Origin of the sequence: Prolixibacter denitrificans (assembly GCF_003014495.1) — a bacterium.
Classification (GTDB): Bacteria; Bacteroidota; Bacteroidia; order Bacteroidales; family Prolixibacteraceae; genus Prolixibacter; species Prolixibacter denitrificans.
The window spans coordinates 231018-249688 of the sequence record NZ_PYGC01000007.1; the positions used below are offsets into that span (position 1 = coordinate 231018).

General features: G+C 46.2%; 12 protein-coding genes. 3 read left to right on the forward strand and 9 right to left on the reverse strand.

Annotation, left to right across the window (positions count from 1 at the left end; translation table 11 throughout):
• A complete protein-coding gene (locus CLV93_RS14330; RefSeq protein WP_106542881.1) occupies positions 1-2205 on the reverse strand; it encodes a T9SS type A sorting domain-containing protein in 2205 nt (734 codons plus the stop codon).
• 168 nt (positions 2206-2373) lie between these two features.
• Here CLV93_RS14330 and CLV93_RS14340 point away from each other — a divergent pair, with 168 nt between their 5' ends.
• Complete coding sequence (locus tag CLV93_RS14340) at positions 2374-2787, forward strand: threonyl-tRNA synthetase editing domain-containing protein (protein ID WP_106542883.1); 414 nt, start codon at positions 2374-2376, stop codon at positions 2785-2787.
• Between the two features lie 2 nt (positions 2788-2789).
• Here the strand turns inward: CLV93_RS14340 and CLV93_RS14345 are convergent, their stop codons facing one another.
• From CLV93_RS14345 to pta, 8 genes are all read right to left on the reverse strand, one after another.
• Positions 2790-4649, reverse strand: a complete 1860-nt coding sequence (locus tag CLV93_RS14345) for a glycoside hydrolase family 140 protein (protein ID WP_106542884.1) — start codon at positions 4647-4649, stop codon at positions 2790-2792.
• A 384-nt stretch (positions 4650-5033) separates the two neighbouring features.
• Positions 5034-6233 (reverse strand): cation:proton antiporter domain-containing protein, encoded by a 1200-nt coding sequence (locus tag CLV93_RS14350; protein ID WP_106542885.1) that lies wholly within the window; start codon positions 6231-6233, stop codon positions 5034-5036.
• Positions 6234-6349: 116 nt separating this feature from the next.
• Positions 6350-7429 carry a butyrate kinase gene (gene buk / locus CLV93_RS14355; protein ID WP_106542886.1) on the reverse strand — a complete coding sequence of 360 codons (1080 nt, stop codon included), beginning with the start codon at positions 7427-7429 and terminating at the stop codon, positions 6350-6352.
• A 12-nt stretch (positions 7430-7441) separates the two neighbouring features.
• A complete protein-coding gene (locus CLV93_RS14360; protein ID WP_106542887.1) occupies positions 7442-8347 on the reverse strand; it encodes a phosphate acyltransferase in 906 nt (301 codons plus the stop codon).
• 332 nt (positions 8348-8679) lie between these two features.
• Positions 8680-9885, reverse strand: coding sequence for an acetate/propionate family kinase (locus tag CLV93_RS14365; RefSeq protein ID WP_106542888.1), 1206 nt, complete (start codon positions 9883-9885; stop codon positions 8680-8682).
• 69 nt (positions 9886-9954) lie between these two features.
• Positions 9955-11160 (reverse strand): acetate/propionate family kinase, encoded by a 1206-nt coding sequence (locus CLV93_RS14370; RefSeq protein WP_106542915.1) that lies wholly within the window; start codon positions 11158-11160, stop codon positions 9955-9957.
• A gap of 72 nt (positions 11161-11232) precedes the next feature.
• A complete protein-coding gene (locus CLV93_RS14375) occupies positions 11233-12213 on the reverse strand; it encodes a 3-hydroxyacyl-CoA dehydrogenase family protein (protein WP_106542889.1) in 981 nt (326 codons plus the stop codon).
• A gap of 71 nt (positions 12214-12284) precedes the next feature.
• Positions 12285-13277 carry a phosphate acetyltransferase gene (gene pta / locus CLV93_RS14380; RefSeq protein WP_106542890.1) on the reverse strand — a complete coding sequence of 331 codons (993 nt, stop codon included), beginning with the start codon at positions 13275-13277 and terminating at the stop codon, positions 12285-12287.
• Between the two features lie 397 nt (positions 13278-13674).
• On the opposite strand from pta, the gene CLV93_RS14385 reads away from it, so the two are divergent.
• Both CLV93_RS14385 and CLV93_RS14390 read left to right on the forward strand, forming a co-directional pair.
• Positions 13675-16590: an FAD-binding and (Fe-S)-binding domain-containing protein gene (locus CLV93_RS14385; protein ID WP_106542891.1), complete on the forward strand. Its 2916-nt coding sequence runs from the start codon at positions 13675-13677 to the stop codon at positions 16588-16590.
• A 570-nt stretch (positions 16591-17160) separates the two neighbouring features.
• Entirely contained in the window at positions 17161-18405 is a 1245-nt protein-coding gene (locus CLV93_RS14390) for a hypothetical protein (protein ID WP_146142034.1), read from the forward strand.
• Positions 18406-18671: the final 266 nt, after the last annotated feature.

The window sequence follows — 18671 nt, forward strand, 5'->3', positions numbered from 1 at the left end:
TCATCGTCCGGTTCTTAACCGGACTTTCATCACTTCTCTGACCTTATCGGTTTTTACAGCGATAAAGTAGATTCCTGAATTGTGATTTCCAATGGAAACCTTTACCGGTTCATTCGTCAGGTAGTGTACTTCCTGATGCAACGTTCTTCCCATCATGTCCATAATCGATACCACCGCATTTCCTTCCGGTCCGTTGTTCTGCAAATACACATAATTATTCAATCCACCGGTCGGGTAATAAACCTCGAACTGTTTATCTTGAAGATTCGTATCCACGACATCCATCCCCAAAACATTGCAAGCATGTGCTTTTATTAGCAGCGACGTTTTAATTCCAATATCAGGTATTTGATCAAACGGAACCCAGCCGTTGTTATAAAAAGCGTAGGCAGTGTTTACCGGATTGGTAGCTGCATCCCGGGCAGGCGCATTGAAAACGGCGATGCTATCCTGAAGATTATTGTAGTCGAGATCGTAACCAACATAGAACGTACCGGTAGTTGTTATCGGGGTCGTCAACGGAATGTAATTCATCGAGGAATCCTGCAACGAGTTGATCGCCACCGATTGTGTTGCAATGATATGATTGGGTAAGCCTGTCACCAGATCGGCATCGTACACATTCAGATTGAAATATCGTCCCGAGGATATCGGGCTGGTAGCTGTCTGACTGAAAGCAATAGCCACAGCCTGCAATTCCGCCTGAGTCGATTGATCGAACTTTTCAGCGTAAGCGGTAATCCCCAATGAATTTTTCCCGGTTATATACCCCGAGTTGTCTGACAGTTTTTGTTTTACATACTTTTCGCCGTATTGAACATTGGAAAACAGCCCGCACGGAACGGGATTTGTTGCATAAGGGTCCAAACCATCGACAAACGTTTTACCGGTATTGTTCGGGTCCAGCCAGGTAGCCAGTCGCATGGTGTCGGCACTGTAATAACTCCATTGCTTGTTCAACATAGCGAAGTAATCGTTTACCGGATCAGCACAGGTAGCTGCACCTCCTGTCAGAGTTCCTATCAACTGAAAGCTATTACTTATTAAGCCACTTCCGGAGGAACCGGCCTCGGTCGTTCCCACGTCCCATCGATGAATGACCCAAAAAGCATTGGAAATGTATTTGGTCGAAAAGGAACCGACGCCCGGAGCATCGTAGTCTCGCGATATCTTCTTCACATCTGCGTTGGGATGATGAATGGCAAATGTGGAAGAAGGAACGGCAGCGCTGTTGTTCCAGCCTGAAAAATAGGGCCGGTAATTGGCCGGGGGCATGGTCTGCATTTCAACCAAAGCAAAGTCCAGCGAATCAGAGCGTGCTCTTAGTATAGAACCAGAAACGGTTTGATCGACATACCCGTCAATGCTTCCCAGGTTTTGACCACAATCGGGACTTTCATAGTTGAAATAGAATACGGTTTGCTCGGCATCGGATTTTGAGCCAATGCAATGGCCCGCCGTTATCAGATACGGAGTTTTATCTTGAGTAACATTGTTCACCATCGTTCCGGAGCATAGCTCACTTCCGGCAATAATTAAACGTACTTCAGATTGTTTTTGCACGGCCAAATCCTCGCCTGGAGTACAATAAACATCGACATTACACAAACCTGCTTGTCCCAGCGGCCGATCGCCAAATGCATTCTTGTAATCGTGATTGACCTTGGTGATACGCAACTGACCCGGAAATTCAGCATCAGCCGGCTCATCATACTCTACCACCATTTCATCGCCGGCCAACGGACGAACAGCAAACGTTCCGTATCCCGACTCATTGTTCGCCGTAAAGGCCCCCAACACTTTTTGATGATTGGGACTATAGATAAAGAGTTTAGCATGATCGGGCAATTTAAACCGGTCAAATATGAGGTTCAATGAATAAGCTCCCTGTGATAGGATCTTTACCCTCCAGATTTTTGTGCCGTCACTCGCAACCGTCCACGTTCCGGAATTTTTTGGAGTGATATCGACGTTGAAGGTATGAGCAAATTTGTAAGGCTTCAGTCTCAGTCCACTTTTGGGTTCCGCTCTCATCAATTGCTGGTTGGAAACATATTCCATCTGAACCACCGGAACCACCGCAGCCGCTTTTTCTTTTAAAGAAAAGGAAGCGGGCTGACCTCCATAGGAAATCTGTGCCGTAACGACCTCCGGGGAAAGAGCCAATCCAAAAGCCAGTAAAATGAGAATCACATGCCTGTTCATAGAAGGGAAAGTATTTATAAAAGTAAATATAAGAAACTTCGTTAATCAAAAACGGTCGCTTTTCACGCACATAGCTATTTTGTTTACCGGAATCGTTAATTTTATCCACCAAATCGTACTTGCTGGTGATATTTCTTCACCGGTAGTAAAAAGCACAAATTATTTATTATGAAAGTCTTGGTTATTTATGCAGACCGGTTCGCTTATGAACCTGCCATTAAAAATTTAGAAGAAGTGGAAACCATTGAAAAAGGTGCAGCCCACGAAAATTGCATTGTTGCTTTCATCCAGATGGAAGAAGGTGACGAAGAGAAAACCGTGGCCAGCCGGGAGAAAAAACTGGTAAACCACTTGAAATGGACCGCCCGCAAAAATGACACACAGTATATTGTTCTGCACTCATTCGCCCACTTGTCGGAATCCAAGGCTTCGCCCGAATTTACCAAGGCCATTTTCGACGCAGCCGAAAAACGTCTGCAGAATGCTGAATACAAAACAGCGCAAACACCTTTCGGCTACTTCCTCGATTTGGATATCAAAGCCCCCGGTCACTCTCTGGCTCGCATCTGGGCTACGTTATAAGATCAACTTTTCCTTCGAAGCAGAACGACCCAATCTTTATCGTGATCGGAAGGTGCACGTCCGAAATCAATCCATCCATCTCCGGTGGTTGTCTCCATTGTTCCCTTTTGCAAGGCGCCACCGGTACGCGGATTGAACCACGAAACGGTGTAAATTTCTCCCGGATGGCTCACTTTAAAGCGTGACCAGGTTGTTCCTTCGCCGAGGTAAATCACGTATGTTTTTCCGGCATCAGCCAGACAATAGGATTGCTCCCGGTCGTTGGTAATAATCAGGTTATCGGCTGGCTGCATGTTCTGGAACGGAACATATTGCTGGAAAAAGTCCATAGCGATTTTCGTCTGTTTCCACAAGTTCTCACGCGAACGCCAGTTTTCGCAGTTTAAGTCATTATTCGGAAACTTGTACCCGAAGTACCACTCTACTCCTGCTCCACCGGCCATTAAACTGCCCCACAAACATTGGTGGCGTAAGGTATCATGCTGTGCGTCGTTGCGATCAGGTAACGCACCTTTCCAGGCGGGTCCGACTTCATCCATAGTAAGCACCCACTTGTGTTGGGTGGTGTCGGAATTCTGCCACCATTTCTTCGTTACTTGGTGAACATCGTAAGGATTGCCCACTTGGAGCGAAACGCCGTCAAGTGATTTGAGACCAAGCATCGGAACCAGTACTTTGTCCCGGTTCGTATTATCGGAATGGGTATGAATCACAATCGGATGGTGATAGGGATCAATTTGAGCCAGGTAGGACGCCATTGCCTTACGCTGCGCATCATTTTGACCGTTCGGTGTCCAGTCTGCCGGACCGTTTTCCTCGCCTAAATTCCAAATCAAAGCCGGATGATGACCAAACCGTGCAACCAGTTCACGGTAGTATAATTTTCGTTGCGCATCGGTATTTCCATTATCGAGCAAGGTCTCGTTCTCTGTTTCCTGTGTCACCAGATGTTGCGAAATTCCCAGCGAATCCATGTGATTGAAAACGATTTCCCACTGATCGAGTTTGGAGCAATCGAAGCGGTAACGTTCGTTTCTGCGCGACCAGGGCCACACGTCATCGCCGTCATCCTGCACATTCATGGTCAGGAAATAGACAGAATTCATTCCCTGCGAAGCGAGATAATTCAACGCACCAATAATTCCTTTTCCTTTATCGCCGTGCCAAACCGGATCGCCTGCATGCCAGTCTTCAATGTGTGGTTTATACTCATGCAACGCCGAACCGGAGTCCGCTTCTCCCGCCTTGGTCTCTTTCTGTCCAGGCTTGTAGGTATCGTCAAATCCTGCGTATGCCAGAAAATTTTCAGGACTATCGGCTCCGGCTTTCAGAAAGTATTTGCCTGAACCAGCAAAACGAAGGTAATGTCCGCCGGTGTATTCAAGACGTCCCTGTGCCCGGAAGTCGCGACCGGTCTTATCTGTCGGGGCAACTTCAAAACTACCTTCAAACCCGTTGGGACTGACCGTTTCACCTTTCACATCCGCTTTATCGGCAATGGCGACATTTCTGCCTTTTACAAACGAAATTTTGTAGTTCCATGTTCCGGTTTTATCCGGGCAAAACCGAACTTCCCATTTGTTCCCATATACCGCTCCGGATTCGGCAGCATTCCCGTCGGCTGCAAAAAAACCGGGTACTACATACGTTTTGTTTCCATTGGTAAAAGTGGCTTCCAGACGGTAATCCAGGAATGGATTGTCGGCTGAAAACTCAGCAACTAACGGTCCTGTGACCATTAAAGTAACAGTATGCCATTGTTTTAACTGCCCGGTAACTTTCACAGCGGGTTCGCGATGGTGGTGGCAGCTTGTCAGCGAAAACACAGCAATTGCCAGGTAAAGCAAGAATATTCTCCTCATACGATATAATACTTATTTAGTATAATAACCTGAAAAATATCTGAATTATTGTCTCAATTTCCGGTCTTTGTGACCTTCAAAAATGGTCTGTTGGCTTCTACCTGTCACTCCTGCTAAACGAACGAAATAAACTTTGAATTCACTCCTCCCAGTCTCTCACATGCCTTATCATCTTCATGCAGAATGAGTTCACATGCGAAAATTTCTTCCGCTAAACGCGTCATTTTTAAATTCCTGTATATGGGTGTATAGATATCCGACCCGGGATGTTGGGTCCGATAAAAGCACCTCATAACTGTATTGTCTCGTTCTTTTCAGCAACCAATTTAGAAAAAGAGTCGCTAATCACCAACCAAACAATAAATTATCTTCAATAAGCGGGATTTAATCTTCGGTGCTCGTGCTCATCCGGGTGCGCCATTGTGCCAATGCCCAGCCCATCACCAGGCTGGTAACCAGAATGGCTATTCCCAGGATTCCGCTTTCGATTTCATGTACTTTGAATTCTTCCGGGATATCGAAGAAAAGAAGGATGGAAATCAATCCACGGGGAGCGATAAAAACTTCGGGAAGAATATTTTTTCCGACAACGGTCCGGAATATAACAAAACGAATCATGTAGAGGATGAACAGGAAGGCAAAACTAAGCAACAGCACTTGCCAGCTCAGCACATCGCCAATGGAAATAGCCATACCGAACACCACAAAGAAGAATGACCGAACCAGGAAGGAGGTTTCTTCCGTGATCATCTTAAAACTGTCGAACAGGACACCAATGGCCTGGTGGTCGAAATATTTGGAAAGTTTTCCTCGGATAAACAGAAACTGATTACGCAATACCAAACCGAATACCAGAATAATGAGCAACGAAGAAAGGTGAAAGATTTTTCCTTCGGCATACAGAAGAATCAGCAGCGACAAAAACAGAAAGAATTTCGTTTTGATAACCACCAACTTCTGAAAAATATAGAGCAGGATAAAACTTCCGATGAATGCAATCAACACCGTCAGGCTAAGATTTGCCGTCACATTTCCAACGATTTCCCAGAAACCATTCGCATTGGCATTTTCCAGTAGAATATAAAAAGCCATGATTCCGAAAATATCGGAAAGCGTACTTTCATATATCATGAATTCCCTTCGTGTACGCGTCATTTTATGCACACTGGGAATAACAATGGCAGAGCTAATAATAGCCAACGGAAGCGAATACAAAAGGGCCACGGTGAGCTCAAGTCCCTGAATAACAAACATCATCATTCCGGCAAAGCCGAAAGTGGTAATATTCAATGTGAGGAAAGCCACTAAGGTCGATTTCCAGATAACCGGCCATCGTTCCGGCGAAAGCTTTAAATCCAATGCCGCTTCCAACACAATCATAATCAAACCGACGACACCCAATAGTTCCAGCGTCGGCATGAATGATTCCTGAAAATCAGACAAGTCGAAGAAATATTTCATCACCATTCCCAGTCCAATCAGCATCAAAACACTGGGAATATTGGTTCTATTACTCAATACATTAAAAATGAATGAGGTAATAACAATCAGACAAATGACTATGATAAGATGATAGGTATCCATGTTGGCAAAAATATCGTTTGGTTCTAAAATAATATGAAACCATTAAATATAAAAAAGGTTGTCACCTATTAACGCAGCGACAACCTTTTTTTAATGTATCGTAGGATTTGCTTAACCTAGCGGGAGTAAACCCTTACTTTTGCTTCACCCCGTACCACGTTCAGCGCATTCATGGCTAATGCCTTCATTTCATCCTGTCCCGGATAGATGTATACCTGGCTAATGAAGTCAACGCGCTCACGAATCAACGACATCAGGGTTTTATCGTAAGCCATTCCGCCGGTGATCAGGATACCATCCACACGACCTTTCAGTACCGTGGCCATTTCTCCAATCGCTTTCGAAACCTGGTAAGCCATCGCATTGTGGTAGAAAATGGCGCGCTCGTCACCTTCATTCACCGCCATTTCCACATCACGGGCGTCGTTGGTTCCAAGGTAAGCCACAAAGCCGGCTTCTCCGGTAATCATCTTCTTGATCTCGTCCTTCGTGTACTTATTGCTGAAGCACATATCGACCAGCTGACCGGCCGGCAACGTGCCACTTCTTTCCGGAGAAAACGGTCCTTCACCGTCGAGCGCATTGTTGGCATCGATGACGCGGCCATTGTTATGCGCACCGATAGAAACACCTCCGCCCAAATGAACCACAATAAGATTCATGTCGCTGTAAAGTCTGCCCAGCTTGGCCGCATGCTGACGAGCAACCGCTTTCTGGTTCAAGGCATGAAATATGGACCGACGCTCGAAGTTGGGATGTCCACTTACCCGCGCAATGTCATTCATCTCGTCAGTCACTACCGGATCGGCCGTGAGTGCCATGGCATTCGGAATTTCCTGCGCCAACTCGTAGGCAATCATCGAACCCAGGTTCGAAGCGTGCATTCCGCTAATGCCGACTTTGCAATGCTCCACCATCCGTTCGTTAATTTCGTACACGCCGGACTCCAGCGGATAGGTCAGTCCTCCCCGACCAATAATCGCTGCCATATTGTTCAAGTCAATGCGGTCAGCTTTCAGCTCTTCCAGAATAGCGTTCTTCCGGAATTCGTACTGTTCGGTTACCGTTTTATACTGGTCGAGCTCTTCTTTTGAATGACGAAGTGTTTTCAGGAAAATACACCGGACGTCCTCGTACACCGCAATTTTAGTAGAGGTTGAACCGGGATTAATGACCAAAATATTTATATCTCTCATGTTCTGTATAATTTACTTAGCCAACATGGCTGCCAACGCAATGGAATATAACTTAGTTTCGATGGAATCGCCGCGGGAAGCCAACACAGCGGGCACTTTTGCACCAACTAATGAAGCAGCCGATTCGGCGCCAGCCAGTTTGGTATTGGTTTTATAGAATACGTTACCGGAATTCAGGTCGGGGAACAGAAGACAATCAGCCTTCCCGGCAACGGGACTTTTGATTCCTTTTATTTGCGCTGCTTCCTCATCAACAGCTGCATCCAAAGCCAACGGACCGTCAACTACACAACCTTTTATCTGGCCGCGTTCATTCATTTTCGAAAGAAGTGCTGCTTCGGAGCAGGATTGCAAACCGGGTAATACCAACTCGGTGGGCGCGACAGCCGCTACTTTCGGATTCTCAATTCCCAAGGCTACAGCCGTTTGTACCATGTAGTTAATCATCTGCACCTTCTGCTTCAAATCCGGCTCGGGAATAATCGCCACATCACTGGCAATAAGCAATTTGTGATAATTAGGAATTTCCATCGCGGTTACGTGGCTCAAAACCGCACCCGGAGGCAACAAGCCGTTTTCCTTATTGAGAATGGCGCGCATGAATTTATCAGTACTCACCAGGCCTTTCATGATAATATCGCCTTCACCGTTATTAATCATCGCCACCGACTCAGTAGCTGCCAGCTGATCGTTGGGTTGATGAACGATGGTAAACTTGGCCGGGTCAATATTTTCGTGACGACAAACTTCTTGAATAACTTCCTTGTCTCCCACCAAAATGCCGTCAATCAATCCTAAATCGATGGCTTTACTGATGGCGACAATCGTGTGTTCGTCATTGGCGTAAGCCGCAATTAACTTGCGCCGTGGACGGCCTTTTACGGCCTCAAAAAGATCTTCCAGTCGATTAATTCCCATAGAATAATCTGTTTAGCAAATTTCATTAAACGAGTTCGCATCGAAACGGCGACAGCTTTTGTCATTATCTCCTACGTATCATAACAATCAACTACACAAAATGACTTCAGAACTTATCTATCCGTTTACACATGTTGAAATTACGAAATGAAAACATCTCAAAACCTATGAAATGTTAGGATTTCGCCTGACCCGACATGCTGTTAAACTATTTCTTTCAGGATGATAGAAAAGCCCCGTCCGGATAAGAAAATTTCTCTTATGCCGTGGCAGGGCTTTACAATTCAAAACTTTCGTTGAAAATCTCGAAAGGAAATATCTTTAATTTAAAATCATTCTACATTAACAAGGTTGTATGTTTCCCGGGCAATCACCAGTTCTTCGTTTGTGGTCACGGTCATCACCGTCACATGAGAACCCGGAATGGAAATGATTTCATCCTGTCCATGCAGCCCGATATTCTTTTCCTCATCAAAGATAACCCCAAGGTATTGCATATCCCGGCAGACCAAATCCCTGACGTAATCGTTGTTCTCGCCAATTCCCCCGGTAAATACCAGAATATCGAGACCGTTTAACTCGGCAGCATATGCACCAATGTACTGCTTCACCCGGTTGGCATACATTTTCAATGCAAGTCGCGCCCGTTCGTTTCCTTCGCGGGCAGCTGTAGCCAAGTCGCGCATGTCGGACGAAAGTTGCGAAACGCCTTTCACGCCACTCTCCTTGTTCAGCATGTCATTCAACTCGTTGCTGTCCATTCCTTCGCGGCAGCCGATATACAAAAGCGCGCCCGGGTCGATGGAACCACTTCGTGTTCCCATCATCAACCCTTCGTTGGGAGTAAATCCCATGGAGGTATCAACCGACTTGCCTCCGTTGATAGCTGTGATAGAAGCTCCGTTCCCTAAATGGCAGGTAATAATTTTCTGATTTCTGATATCGCGGTTCAGAAATTTACAGGCTTTCTCTGCCACGTATTTATGACTGGTTCCGTGAAAGCCATAACGACGCACGCGCAACCGCTCGTAATAGTCGTAAGGTAACGAATAGAGGTAAACATCCGGTGTCATGGTTTGGTGGAACGCCGTGTCGAAAACAGCTACCTGCGGAACTCCGGGAAGCAATTCCTCCATGGCCTTGATGCCATCGTAATTGCCGGGGTTGTGCAACGGAGCCAGTTCGAAACAGTCGCGGATACCTTTCTTGACATCTTCATCGATGATGCGCGCTTCGGTAAATGTTTCTCCCCCGTGCGCAACACGATGCCCTACTGCTTCAATATCTTCCAGCTTATTCAAAACACCTACCTCCGGATCGGTAAGCGTCTTCAGGATAAGCCCAATACCCGTTTTGTGATTTTTGATTTCGGTCTTCACCAGGTAATCTTCCTGATTCGGAACCTTATGCAACAAACAGCTTCCTTCAATACCAATGCGGTCGACAATGCCTTTGGCCAGCAAGTTGTCGCTTCCGCGAACTGAAAGCAGCTGGTATTTGATAGACGAACTTCCACAGTTCAGGACAAGGATGTTCATTTTGGTTTGATTTATTGGTTTGAAAAAAGCGCCGGCATTTTTAAACCGACGCTTTCATATTTAGGTTCATCAATGATTCTTGACGATGGTTTCGGTATCCATAGCAATGACAAGCTCTTCGTTGGTTGGGACGACAATCACTTTTACACGTGAGCCTTCTTTGCTGATGACCTGTTCTTTTCCGCGAAGTCCGTTGTTCAGGTTTTCATCGATTTCGATGCCGAGGAATTCCAAATCTTCACAAACTCCTGCACGGGTGATATCGGCATTTTCACCAATTCCTCCGGTGAACACCAGAGCATCAACGCCTCCCATGGCAGCTGCATACGAACCGATGTACTTCCGGATACGGTAATCATACATCTTCATGGCCAGCTGGGCACGTTCATTACCATTTTCCAATGCAGCAATTTCGATATCGCGGGCGTCGGACGAAACGCCGCTGATTCCCAACATTCCTGCATGTTTATTGAACAGCGTGGATGCTGACTTGGTGCCGATTTTCTCTTTGTCCATGATGAAGGTGACGGCTCCCAAATCGATATCTCCGCTTCGGGTTCCCATGATCAAACCTTCAACCGGCGTGAATCCCATCGAAGTATCGACTGATTCACCGTTTTTCACGGCACAAACCGATGCTCCGTTTCCAAGGTGACAGCTGATAATCTTCGAGTTCTCCTGATCGAGACCTAAAATCTCAGCAGCCCGGCGTGCCACGTAGCGGTGACTTGTTCCGTGGAAACCGTAACGACGAATACCATATTTAGTGTACAACGCATAAGGAATTCCGTACATGTAAGCGTGCTGCGGCATGGTTTGATGGAAAGCCGTATCGAATACGCCCACCTGGGGAACTTCGGGCAACAGCGCCTGCATTGCATAAATACCTTTCAGGTTCGGCGGATTGTGCAACGGAGCCAGCTCTACGCATCGCTCCATCTCTTCAATCACCTCATCGTTGATAAAAACACTGCCTTTGAAGGCTTCACCTCCGTGAACCACGCGGTGGCCAACAGCATTGATTTCCTCGAGGCCGGCAATACAACCATGCTTTTGACTGGTCAGTACGCCCAACACATATTCAATCCCGATTTTGTGATCGAGAATTTCACCTTCGAACTTCACTTTGTCGCCCGACTCTTTCTCGTGTTTCAGGAAGGAGCCCTGCATACCAATCTTTTCCACAACACCTTTGGCCAGCACAAGTTGATCAGCCATGTTGAAGAGCTGGTATTTGATGGATGAACTTCCGCAATTAAGTACTAATATCTTCATTTGATTGTTTTCTTTTTGTTCCGGCAGCATGAGCTTCATGCCCGGTTGCCGGTAAAACTCCGCCACAGCGAATTAAACATTGAATGTTTTGAAATGCCCGTTATCGATAATATTCCCATCCTCATCGTAGGTATAGAATCCTGCACCGACTTCACGCCCCATGCGCTTGGCACGAACCAATCGTTTCAAAATGGGAGAAGGTTTGTATTTGGCCCTGCCAAATTCGCTGTACAGGTTGTCCATCCAGCGAACCATCTTATCCAGTCCGAGAATATCGGCCAGTTCGAACGGACCGAACCGCATTCCAAAACCAATTTTCATCACCTTGTCAATGTCGGGAAGTTCTCCGACGCCTTCCATCAGTACCTCACAAGCTTCGTTCAACAAAGATGAAAAGAGACGAATCGAAATCAAGCCGGCAGCTTCTTCTACCGGAATCACCAGTCGATTCACCATCGTCACGAACTTCTTCACTTTCTCATACACATCTTCCGACGTGTATAATCCTTTTACCACCTCACATACACGGGCTTCAGGCGACTGCACAAAGAAGTGAAGACTCACACAACGCTCGCGGTATTTCAGTTCCGAGGAAAGCTCGGTAATAATAATGGTCGTCGAGTTGGTACCAATGATACACTCCGGACTCACCACTTCCTCGATGCGACGGAAAACTTCTTTGCGCTCATCCACTTTACGTTCCTCATGAGACTGAGAACGAATCGCTTCGATGACAAAGTCACAATCAGCCAATTCTTTGTAATCCAGGGTTCCCTTGATGCGAGCCATGATTGCCTTCTTCTCGCCTTGGGTCATCCCCCAGTTATTGATACGCTGATCGAGCACCTTGCTCATCTGATCATACGCTTCCCGAATCTTTTCTTCCGAAAGCTCGATGAAAACTACTTCAATGCCGTACACACTGGCAATCCGGGCAATGTTCTGCCCTACACTGCCGCATCCAACAATTCCAATTTTCGAAAACAGTGTCTTAATCTGCTGTTTTTGACTGAGTCCATAAAGTTCAATGGGCTCGACCTGAATTTCTGCCATTTTATATCGAAATCAAATATGAAATATCTATGTAGACTTTTCCCTTCCGGGAAATCCGAACTACTACTTAATTATTGTGCCTGATTAGCAGTTATGGCCACCATGTTCACAATATCGCTTACCGAACAACCGCGTGACAAATCGTTGATGGGAGCAGCCATTCCCTGCAATACCGGTCCAACCGCTTCGGCACCAGCCAAACGCTGCACCAGCTTGTAACCAATGTTTCCGGCTTCCAGTCCCGGGAATACCAGCACATTAGCCTGACCGGCCACTTCGCTTCCCGGAGCTTTCAGTTCGCCTACTTCTTTCACCAGGGCAGCATCCAGCTGCATCTCGCCATCGATTTTCAGCTCGGGTGCCATCGACTTAGCCAACTTGGTCGCCTGAGCAACTTTGTACACCAGGTCATGTTTAGCGCTTCCTTTGGTCGAGAATGAAAGCATGGCTACTTTCGGGTCCATGCCAACAATCGCGTTGGCTGTTTTAGCAGTAGTTACCGCAATTTCAGCTAGCTGTTGCGCATCCGGATCAGGCATTACGGCGCAATCGGCAAATACCAGCACGCCATCGTGACCAAATGATTTGTCTTTTAAAAACATCATGAAAGCTCCGGAAACCACACTCACACCGGGCATGGTTTTTACAAACTGAAAAGCCGGGCGTAACACGTCGCCGGTCGCATTAATAGCACCGGCAATCTCGCCGTCGGCATCGCCTGCTTTGATCATCATCGGACCATACACCAACGGATCATTCAGCATTTCCAACGCCTCTTCCCTGGTCAAACCTTTCTTCTTCCGGATTTCCACCATCATATCGGCATAAGTATCGCGTTTGCCGCTCGTCTTCGGATTGATGACTTCCGCTCCTTCGATTTTCGCGCCACACTTTTCCGCCTCGTGTGCAATCTTACCCGGATCGCCCAACAACACGATTTTGGCAATTCCTTCTTTCAGGATAATGTCCGTGGCTTTTAGCGTTCTAATCTCCTCTCCTTCCGGCAGGACAATTGTCCGGTTCAACTTCCGGGCCTGCTCTTTAATCTGATTCAATAATTCCATTTACTATATGTAGTTTAAAACTTTTGACTTCAATCTTCAAAAATTACTGCAAAATTACAGAAAATAGCCTGTCCTTAAAATGTAACAAAGTCATGTTTTCGTTAATGAATGGTAACTTATTCAAACGAATGTTGGGTTTTTACCATCTCATTCTCATTTGATTCAAGCTACTTCGTTTTTTTCACATCGTCAGGTTTGTTCGTCATGTTTTAGAAATGGTCTCGTTAAATATTCAATTTTACGACGTTTTGGTAGGTTGTATGACAACTTTAATTATCAAACAAAACTACCAAAATCACACTCTCCTCCCTAATTTTCAAAGCGTTTAATGAGTATAAATAATTTAAACCACGCGTGTCCGATCTTTTGTATCTTAGCTTCACCAAATCATTAAAACATGTCAAGTACCGAACCATTCGAATCACTGGCCCGTGAATTGGAGGGCGAACTATTTACCGATCAGGTACATCGTATCATTTATGCAACCGATGCTTCCTCCTATCGGGAAAAGCCGATGGCTGTCACCATACCCAAAAATAAATCCGATATCAGTCGAATTTTGAAATATGCCCGGGAGAATCAACTCTCGGTCATTCCCCGCGCTGCCGGAACTTCACTGGCTGGCCAAGTCGTGGGTAGCGGCATCGTGATGGACATTTCAAAACACATGGACCGCATCCTCGAATTCAATCAGGAGGAAAAGCGGGTGCGCGTGGAGCCGGGCGTTAACCTGGCGGAATTGAATCTATACCTGAAACCTTACGGGTTGCAATTCGGACCGGAGACTTCAACGGCCAATCGCTGCCGTATCGGTGGTATGCTAGGCAACAACTCCTGTGGTCTCCACTCGCTCATCTACGGAAGTGTGCGCGACCATATCCTCGAAGTCGAAGCTTTCCTGGCCGATGGCTCGGAAGTCACTTTCGGGCCGCTGAGCAAAGAAGAATTTGAAGCCAAGTGTGCCGGTGACCCGGAACAACTGGAAACGAAGATTTATCTCCAGCTGAAAGAGATGCTGGAGAATGAAGATACCCGCAAGAAAATCGAAGAGGTGTACCCGGAAAAGAGCGTCACCCGCCGAAACATGGGCTACGCCATCGATATTCTGATGGATACCGACCCATTCATCGGTAACGGCGTACCATTTAATATAGCCAAGTTGCTGGCCGGCTCCGAAGGAACACTTGCGTTCTCAACCTCTATCAAGCTGAATTTAATTCCGCTTCCGCCGAAAGTAAAAGGCGTGATCGCCGCTCACTTTTCTTCGCTGGAAGATGCTTTCCGGGGAAATATTGTAGCGCTGAAACACAATCCGGGTGCTATCGAGATGATGGATGACATTATTATTGAGTGCACCAAAGAGAACATTGAACAGCGCAAAAACCGGTTCTTCCTGCAAGGCGAACCGAAAGCGGTGCTGGTAATTGAATTTGCGCGGGAAACCAAAGAAGAGATTGAAGCCATTCACAAGGCGCTGGTGAAAGATATGGAAGAGGCCGGTTACGGTTACCACTTCCCGCTCATTTTTGGCGACGAGCAGATTCAGCGGGTCTGGAACCTGCGTACAGCCGGTCTCGGATTGCTTTCCAATATTCCGGGCGACCGGAAAAGTACGACCGTCATTGAAGACACAGCGGTTAGTCCCGACAAACTACCGGAATACATGGCCGAGTTCCAGCAGGTGCTCGATGGTCACGGATTGCAATGTGTTTTCTACGCGCACATCGCTACCGGTGAAATCCATCTGCGTCCGTTGCTCAACTTAAAAGACAAAAACGATCAGGAGCTGTATTCCACACTGGCACAAGATGTAGCCGGACTCGTGAAGAAATACAGGGGTTCCCTTTCGGGGGAACATGGCGACGGCCGCCTGCGCGGTTCGTTTATCCCATTCATGTTCGGTGACGAAATTTACGGGCTCTTCAAGGAACTGAAGAAAACCTGGGATCCGTGGAATATCCTCAACCCGGGAAAAATTACGGATGTACCGCCCATTACCCAAAATCTCCGGTACAACCTCAACAACCATTATCCGGAGGTGGAAACCGTGAGTGACTTTTCTTCAACAAAAGGCTTCCTGCGAGCTGTGGAGAAATGTAACGGTTCGGGTGATTGCCGTAAATCGGAAGTCGTGGGCGGAACCATGTGTCCTACGTTCATGGCGACCCGCGACGAAGACAAATCGACGCGTGGACGCGCCAACATTCTGAGGGAATTCCTGCACCATTCCGAGAACGATAAACCGCTCGACCATCCGGAGATTTACCAGGTGCTCGACTTGTGTATTTCTTGTAAGGCCTGTAAAGCAGAATGTCCGTCGAACATTGACATGGCGAAATTCAAAGCCGAGTTTCTACAATATTATTACGACGAGCACGGAGCACCGCTTCGCTCGAAACTGATTGCCTGGTTGCCCCGCATGAGTGGATTGGCTTCGGCTGTTGCGCCACTGGCCAACTGGAACATGAACATGGGGCTCACCAAAAGGCTTATCGGTTTCCATCCGAAACGGTCGATGCCGGCATTTACCAGCAAAACATTAAAAGGCTGGGCCAATAAAAACCGGCAACCGGAAGGTTCGAAAGGTAAAGTTTACCTGTTCGCCGATGAGTTTACCAATTACCAGGAATCGGATATCGGTATTAAAACCATTTTGTTGCTGACGAAACTGGGCTACTCGGTAGAGATCCCCAAGCATCGCGAGAGCGGCCGTACCTTCCTGTCGAAAGGATTTATGCGCGAGTCGAAGAAAATTGCCAACGACAACGTGCGCATGCTGAAGGATAAAATTTCGGAGGAAACGCCAATGATTGGCATCGAGCCGTCGACCATTCTAACCTTCCGGGACGAATATCCCGAACTGGTAGACGAGTCATTGCGCGGGGCTGCCGTATCATTAGGAGAGAATGCCCTGCTGTTCGAAGAGTTCTTCGTGCGCGAAATGGAAAAAGGTAACATCACGGCAGAGCAGTTTACCACTGCACAACGGGACATTAAACTGCACGGACACTGCCAGCAGAAAGCGGTGGCCTCAACGACGCCGACCAAACAAATGCTTTCGCTGCCGCCCAATTACCAGGTGAGCGAAATCAAATCGGGGTGCTGCGGAATGGCCGGTTCGTTCGGTTACGAAAAAGAACACTACGAGTTATCAATGCAGATTGGTGAAATGGTGCTCTTCCCGGAAGTCCGGAAATCAGCCGGTGAAACCATTATCTCTGCTCCCGGAACCAGTTGCCGCCACCACATCAAAGACGGCACGGGCCGGAAAGCCATTCACCCTATCGAAGTCATGTACGACGCATTAGCATAAAAGACTTAAAATATACTGTTCTGGATTGGGCGTATCACAATGGTGGTGCGCCCAATCTTTTTTCCGACTGATAATAGTCACAGCCCAATGCAGGCAAACGGATGTCATCCCTTTTTGAACTATGAAGAGGGATGACATCCATAAAAACACCCCGGGGCTCCTCAACTTGGCTTATTTTATGCCCTTTTCCTTCCTCCGTCAGATTAGAATCGTTCTAATTTCTGAGCTGTTGATAACTTTCGGTTTTAGTCCAAATTGATGGTGAACGTATCATTTTGTGTGGTGAACGTTCAAAAATCCGTGATGAACGGAAAAGTACCATTGCCAAAACTTATCTACTAGTGGGGCTGTCTCTTTTCTGAATTTTGCATTATGAAAAGTAGAAATTATTTTCGCCGCCCGGTTAACCTAACGACAGTAATACTATTGATACATTAATGAATTAGAAATATCCGGGAGAGTCAACCCGAAGAGTTACTCATAAATCCGTATGACAAACCTATTCAAACGACTTGCTAAAATGACTTTTCAAATACCCATTCTATTAATCAATTAACTTATAAGTTTTCAATGAAAAAGAAATTAATCTTCAAATCGTCACTTTATCTTTTTATGCTGTTCGGCCTCCTCTTTCTTAATAGTTGCGAGAAAGACAGCGCACCATTGGACCAACCTATCTATTCAAATCAGGTCAACTTTCAGGTAGCCTATGACGAAGCCTTTGAAAATTCGGTTTATCCGTCATTGATACTGGGATTAGCCAATTACTCAGCCCGTAGCGGTGAAAGTTTTGATTTATTCAAATACAGTATGGTCAACCCGACTGAACATACAGAGGTAAAAGTTGAGCTGCAGCCGTCGCTCATTAACAACGAATCCGCTTTTCATGCGCATCTCGACACCGTGGATAAAGAGAGAGCTTTCTCTCCGATGATCAACTGGAACTACGAGAACCTGAAAAGCCTGAAGCAGCCAGGTACCGTTGATTTATCATTTGCCTGTTACATCAACGGTGAGGAAACCGATAATAAAAGTCTGCGGTTAAATTACCGCTCGGTAAACGAATGCGTTTATGGTTTTATCGACGATGATGGCAACTACATCGACCTCGGCTGGATGTTTGCAGCCTACGTAAACGAGAATAACCCGGCTATCGACAACTTCCTGCAAGAAGCGCTTTATCATCACGTAGTCGATGCATTCACCGGATACCAGGTAAGTAAGGAAGAGGTCATGAAACAGGTGTTTGCCATCTGGAATACGCTTCAACTCCGAAATGTAAAATACAGTTCCATTACCGCTACGAGTAATCCATCGCAAAAAGTGTTTTCGCAATATGTCCGATCATTCGATGAAGTCTATCAGAACTCCCAGGCCAATTGTGTTGACGGAAGTGTCTTTCTGGCTTCGGTATTAATGAAAATCGACATCAAACCTTTTCTCGTTCTCATCCCCGGTCACATGTACATGGGCTTCTATACTTCGGAAGACAAAACCGATTTCGAATTGCTCGAAACGACAATGGTAGGAGACATCAATCTGAACGAGATATATGAAGCTAACGGACTGGTGTATAATCTGAATAAATATCTCGGATATTTGTCTCTCGATACCTACAACCGTTACCTGAACGGTTATGCAACGCTGGAGGATCTTAAGAAGGAAATTTCATATAACAGTTTCCTGAAAGCGATTAATCAAAACATTTCCAGCTGGAATTACAATCGGGCAGCATTCAACAACCCGGAAAATAAACAATACCAAATCTTTGACATATCTGAGCTGCGTAAGATCGTGCAGCCCATTGGCATATAATCAAACATCTCATCCTTCGCGTACGATGTCATGTGGAGGATGAGTTCAACCTTCCACGCTAATTCAATAACTCCCCGTTTTTCACAGAAACATAAGTAGTAAGTGTAATTGCAATTTTTTTATTAGTCGAAGGGAATAACATGTAGCTTCTAACTCACAACTCACCCCAAACCCCTTCTATGTTGTAAACCAATTTTTTCGCTATTATATTTTATCACAGAATCCTTCGGGTCATCCTAAACCCGAAGGATTTTCTTGCTTTTAGA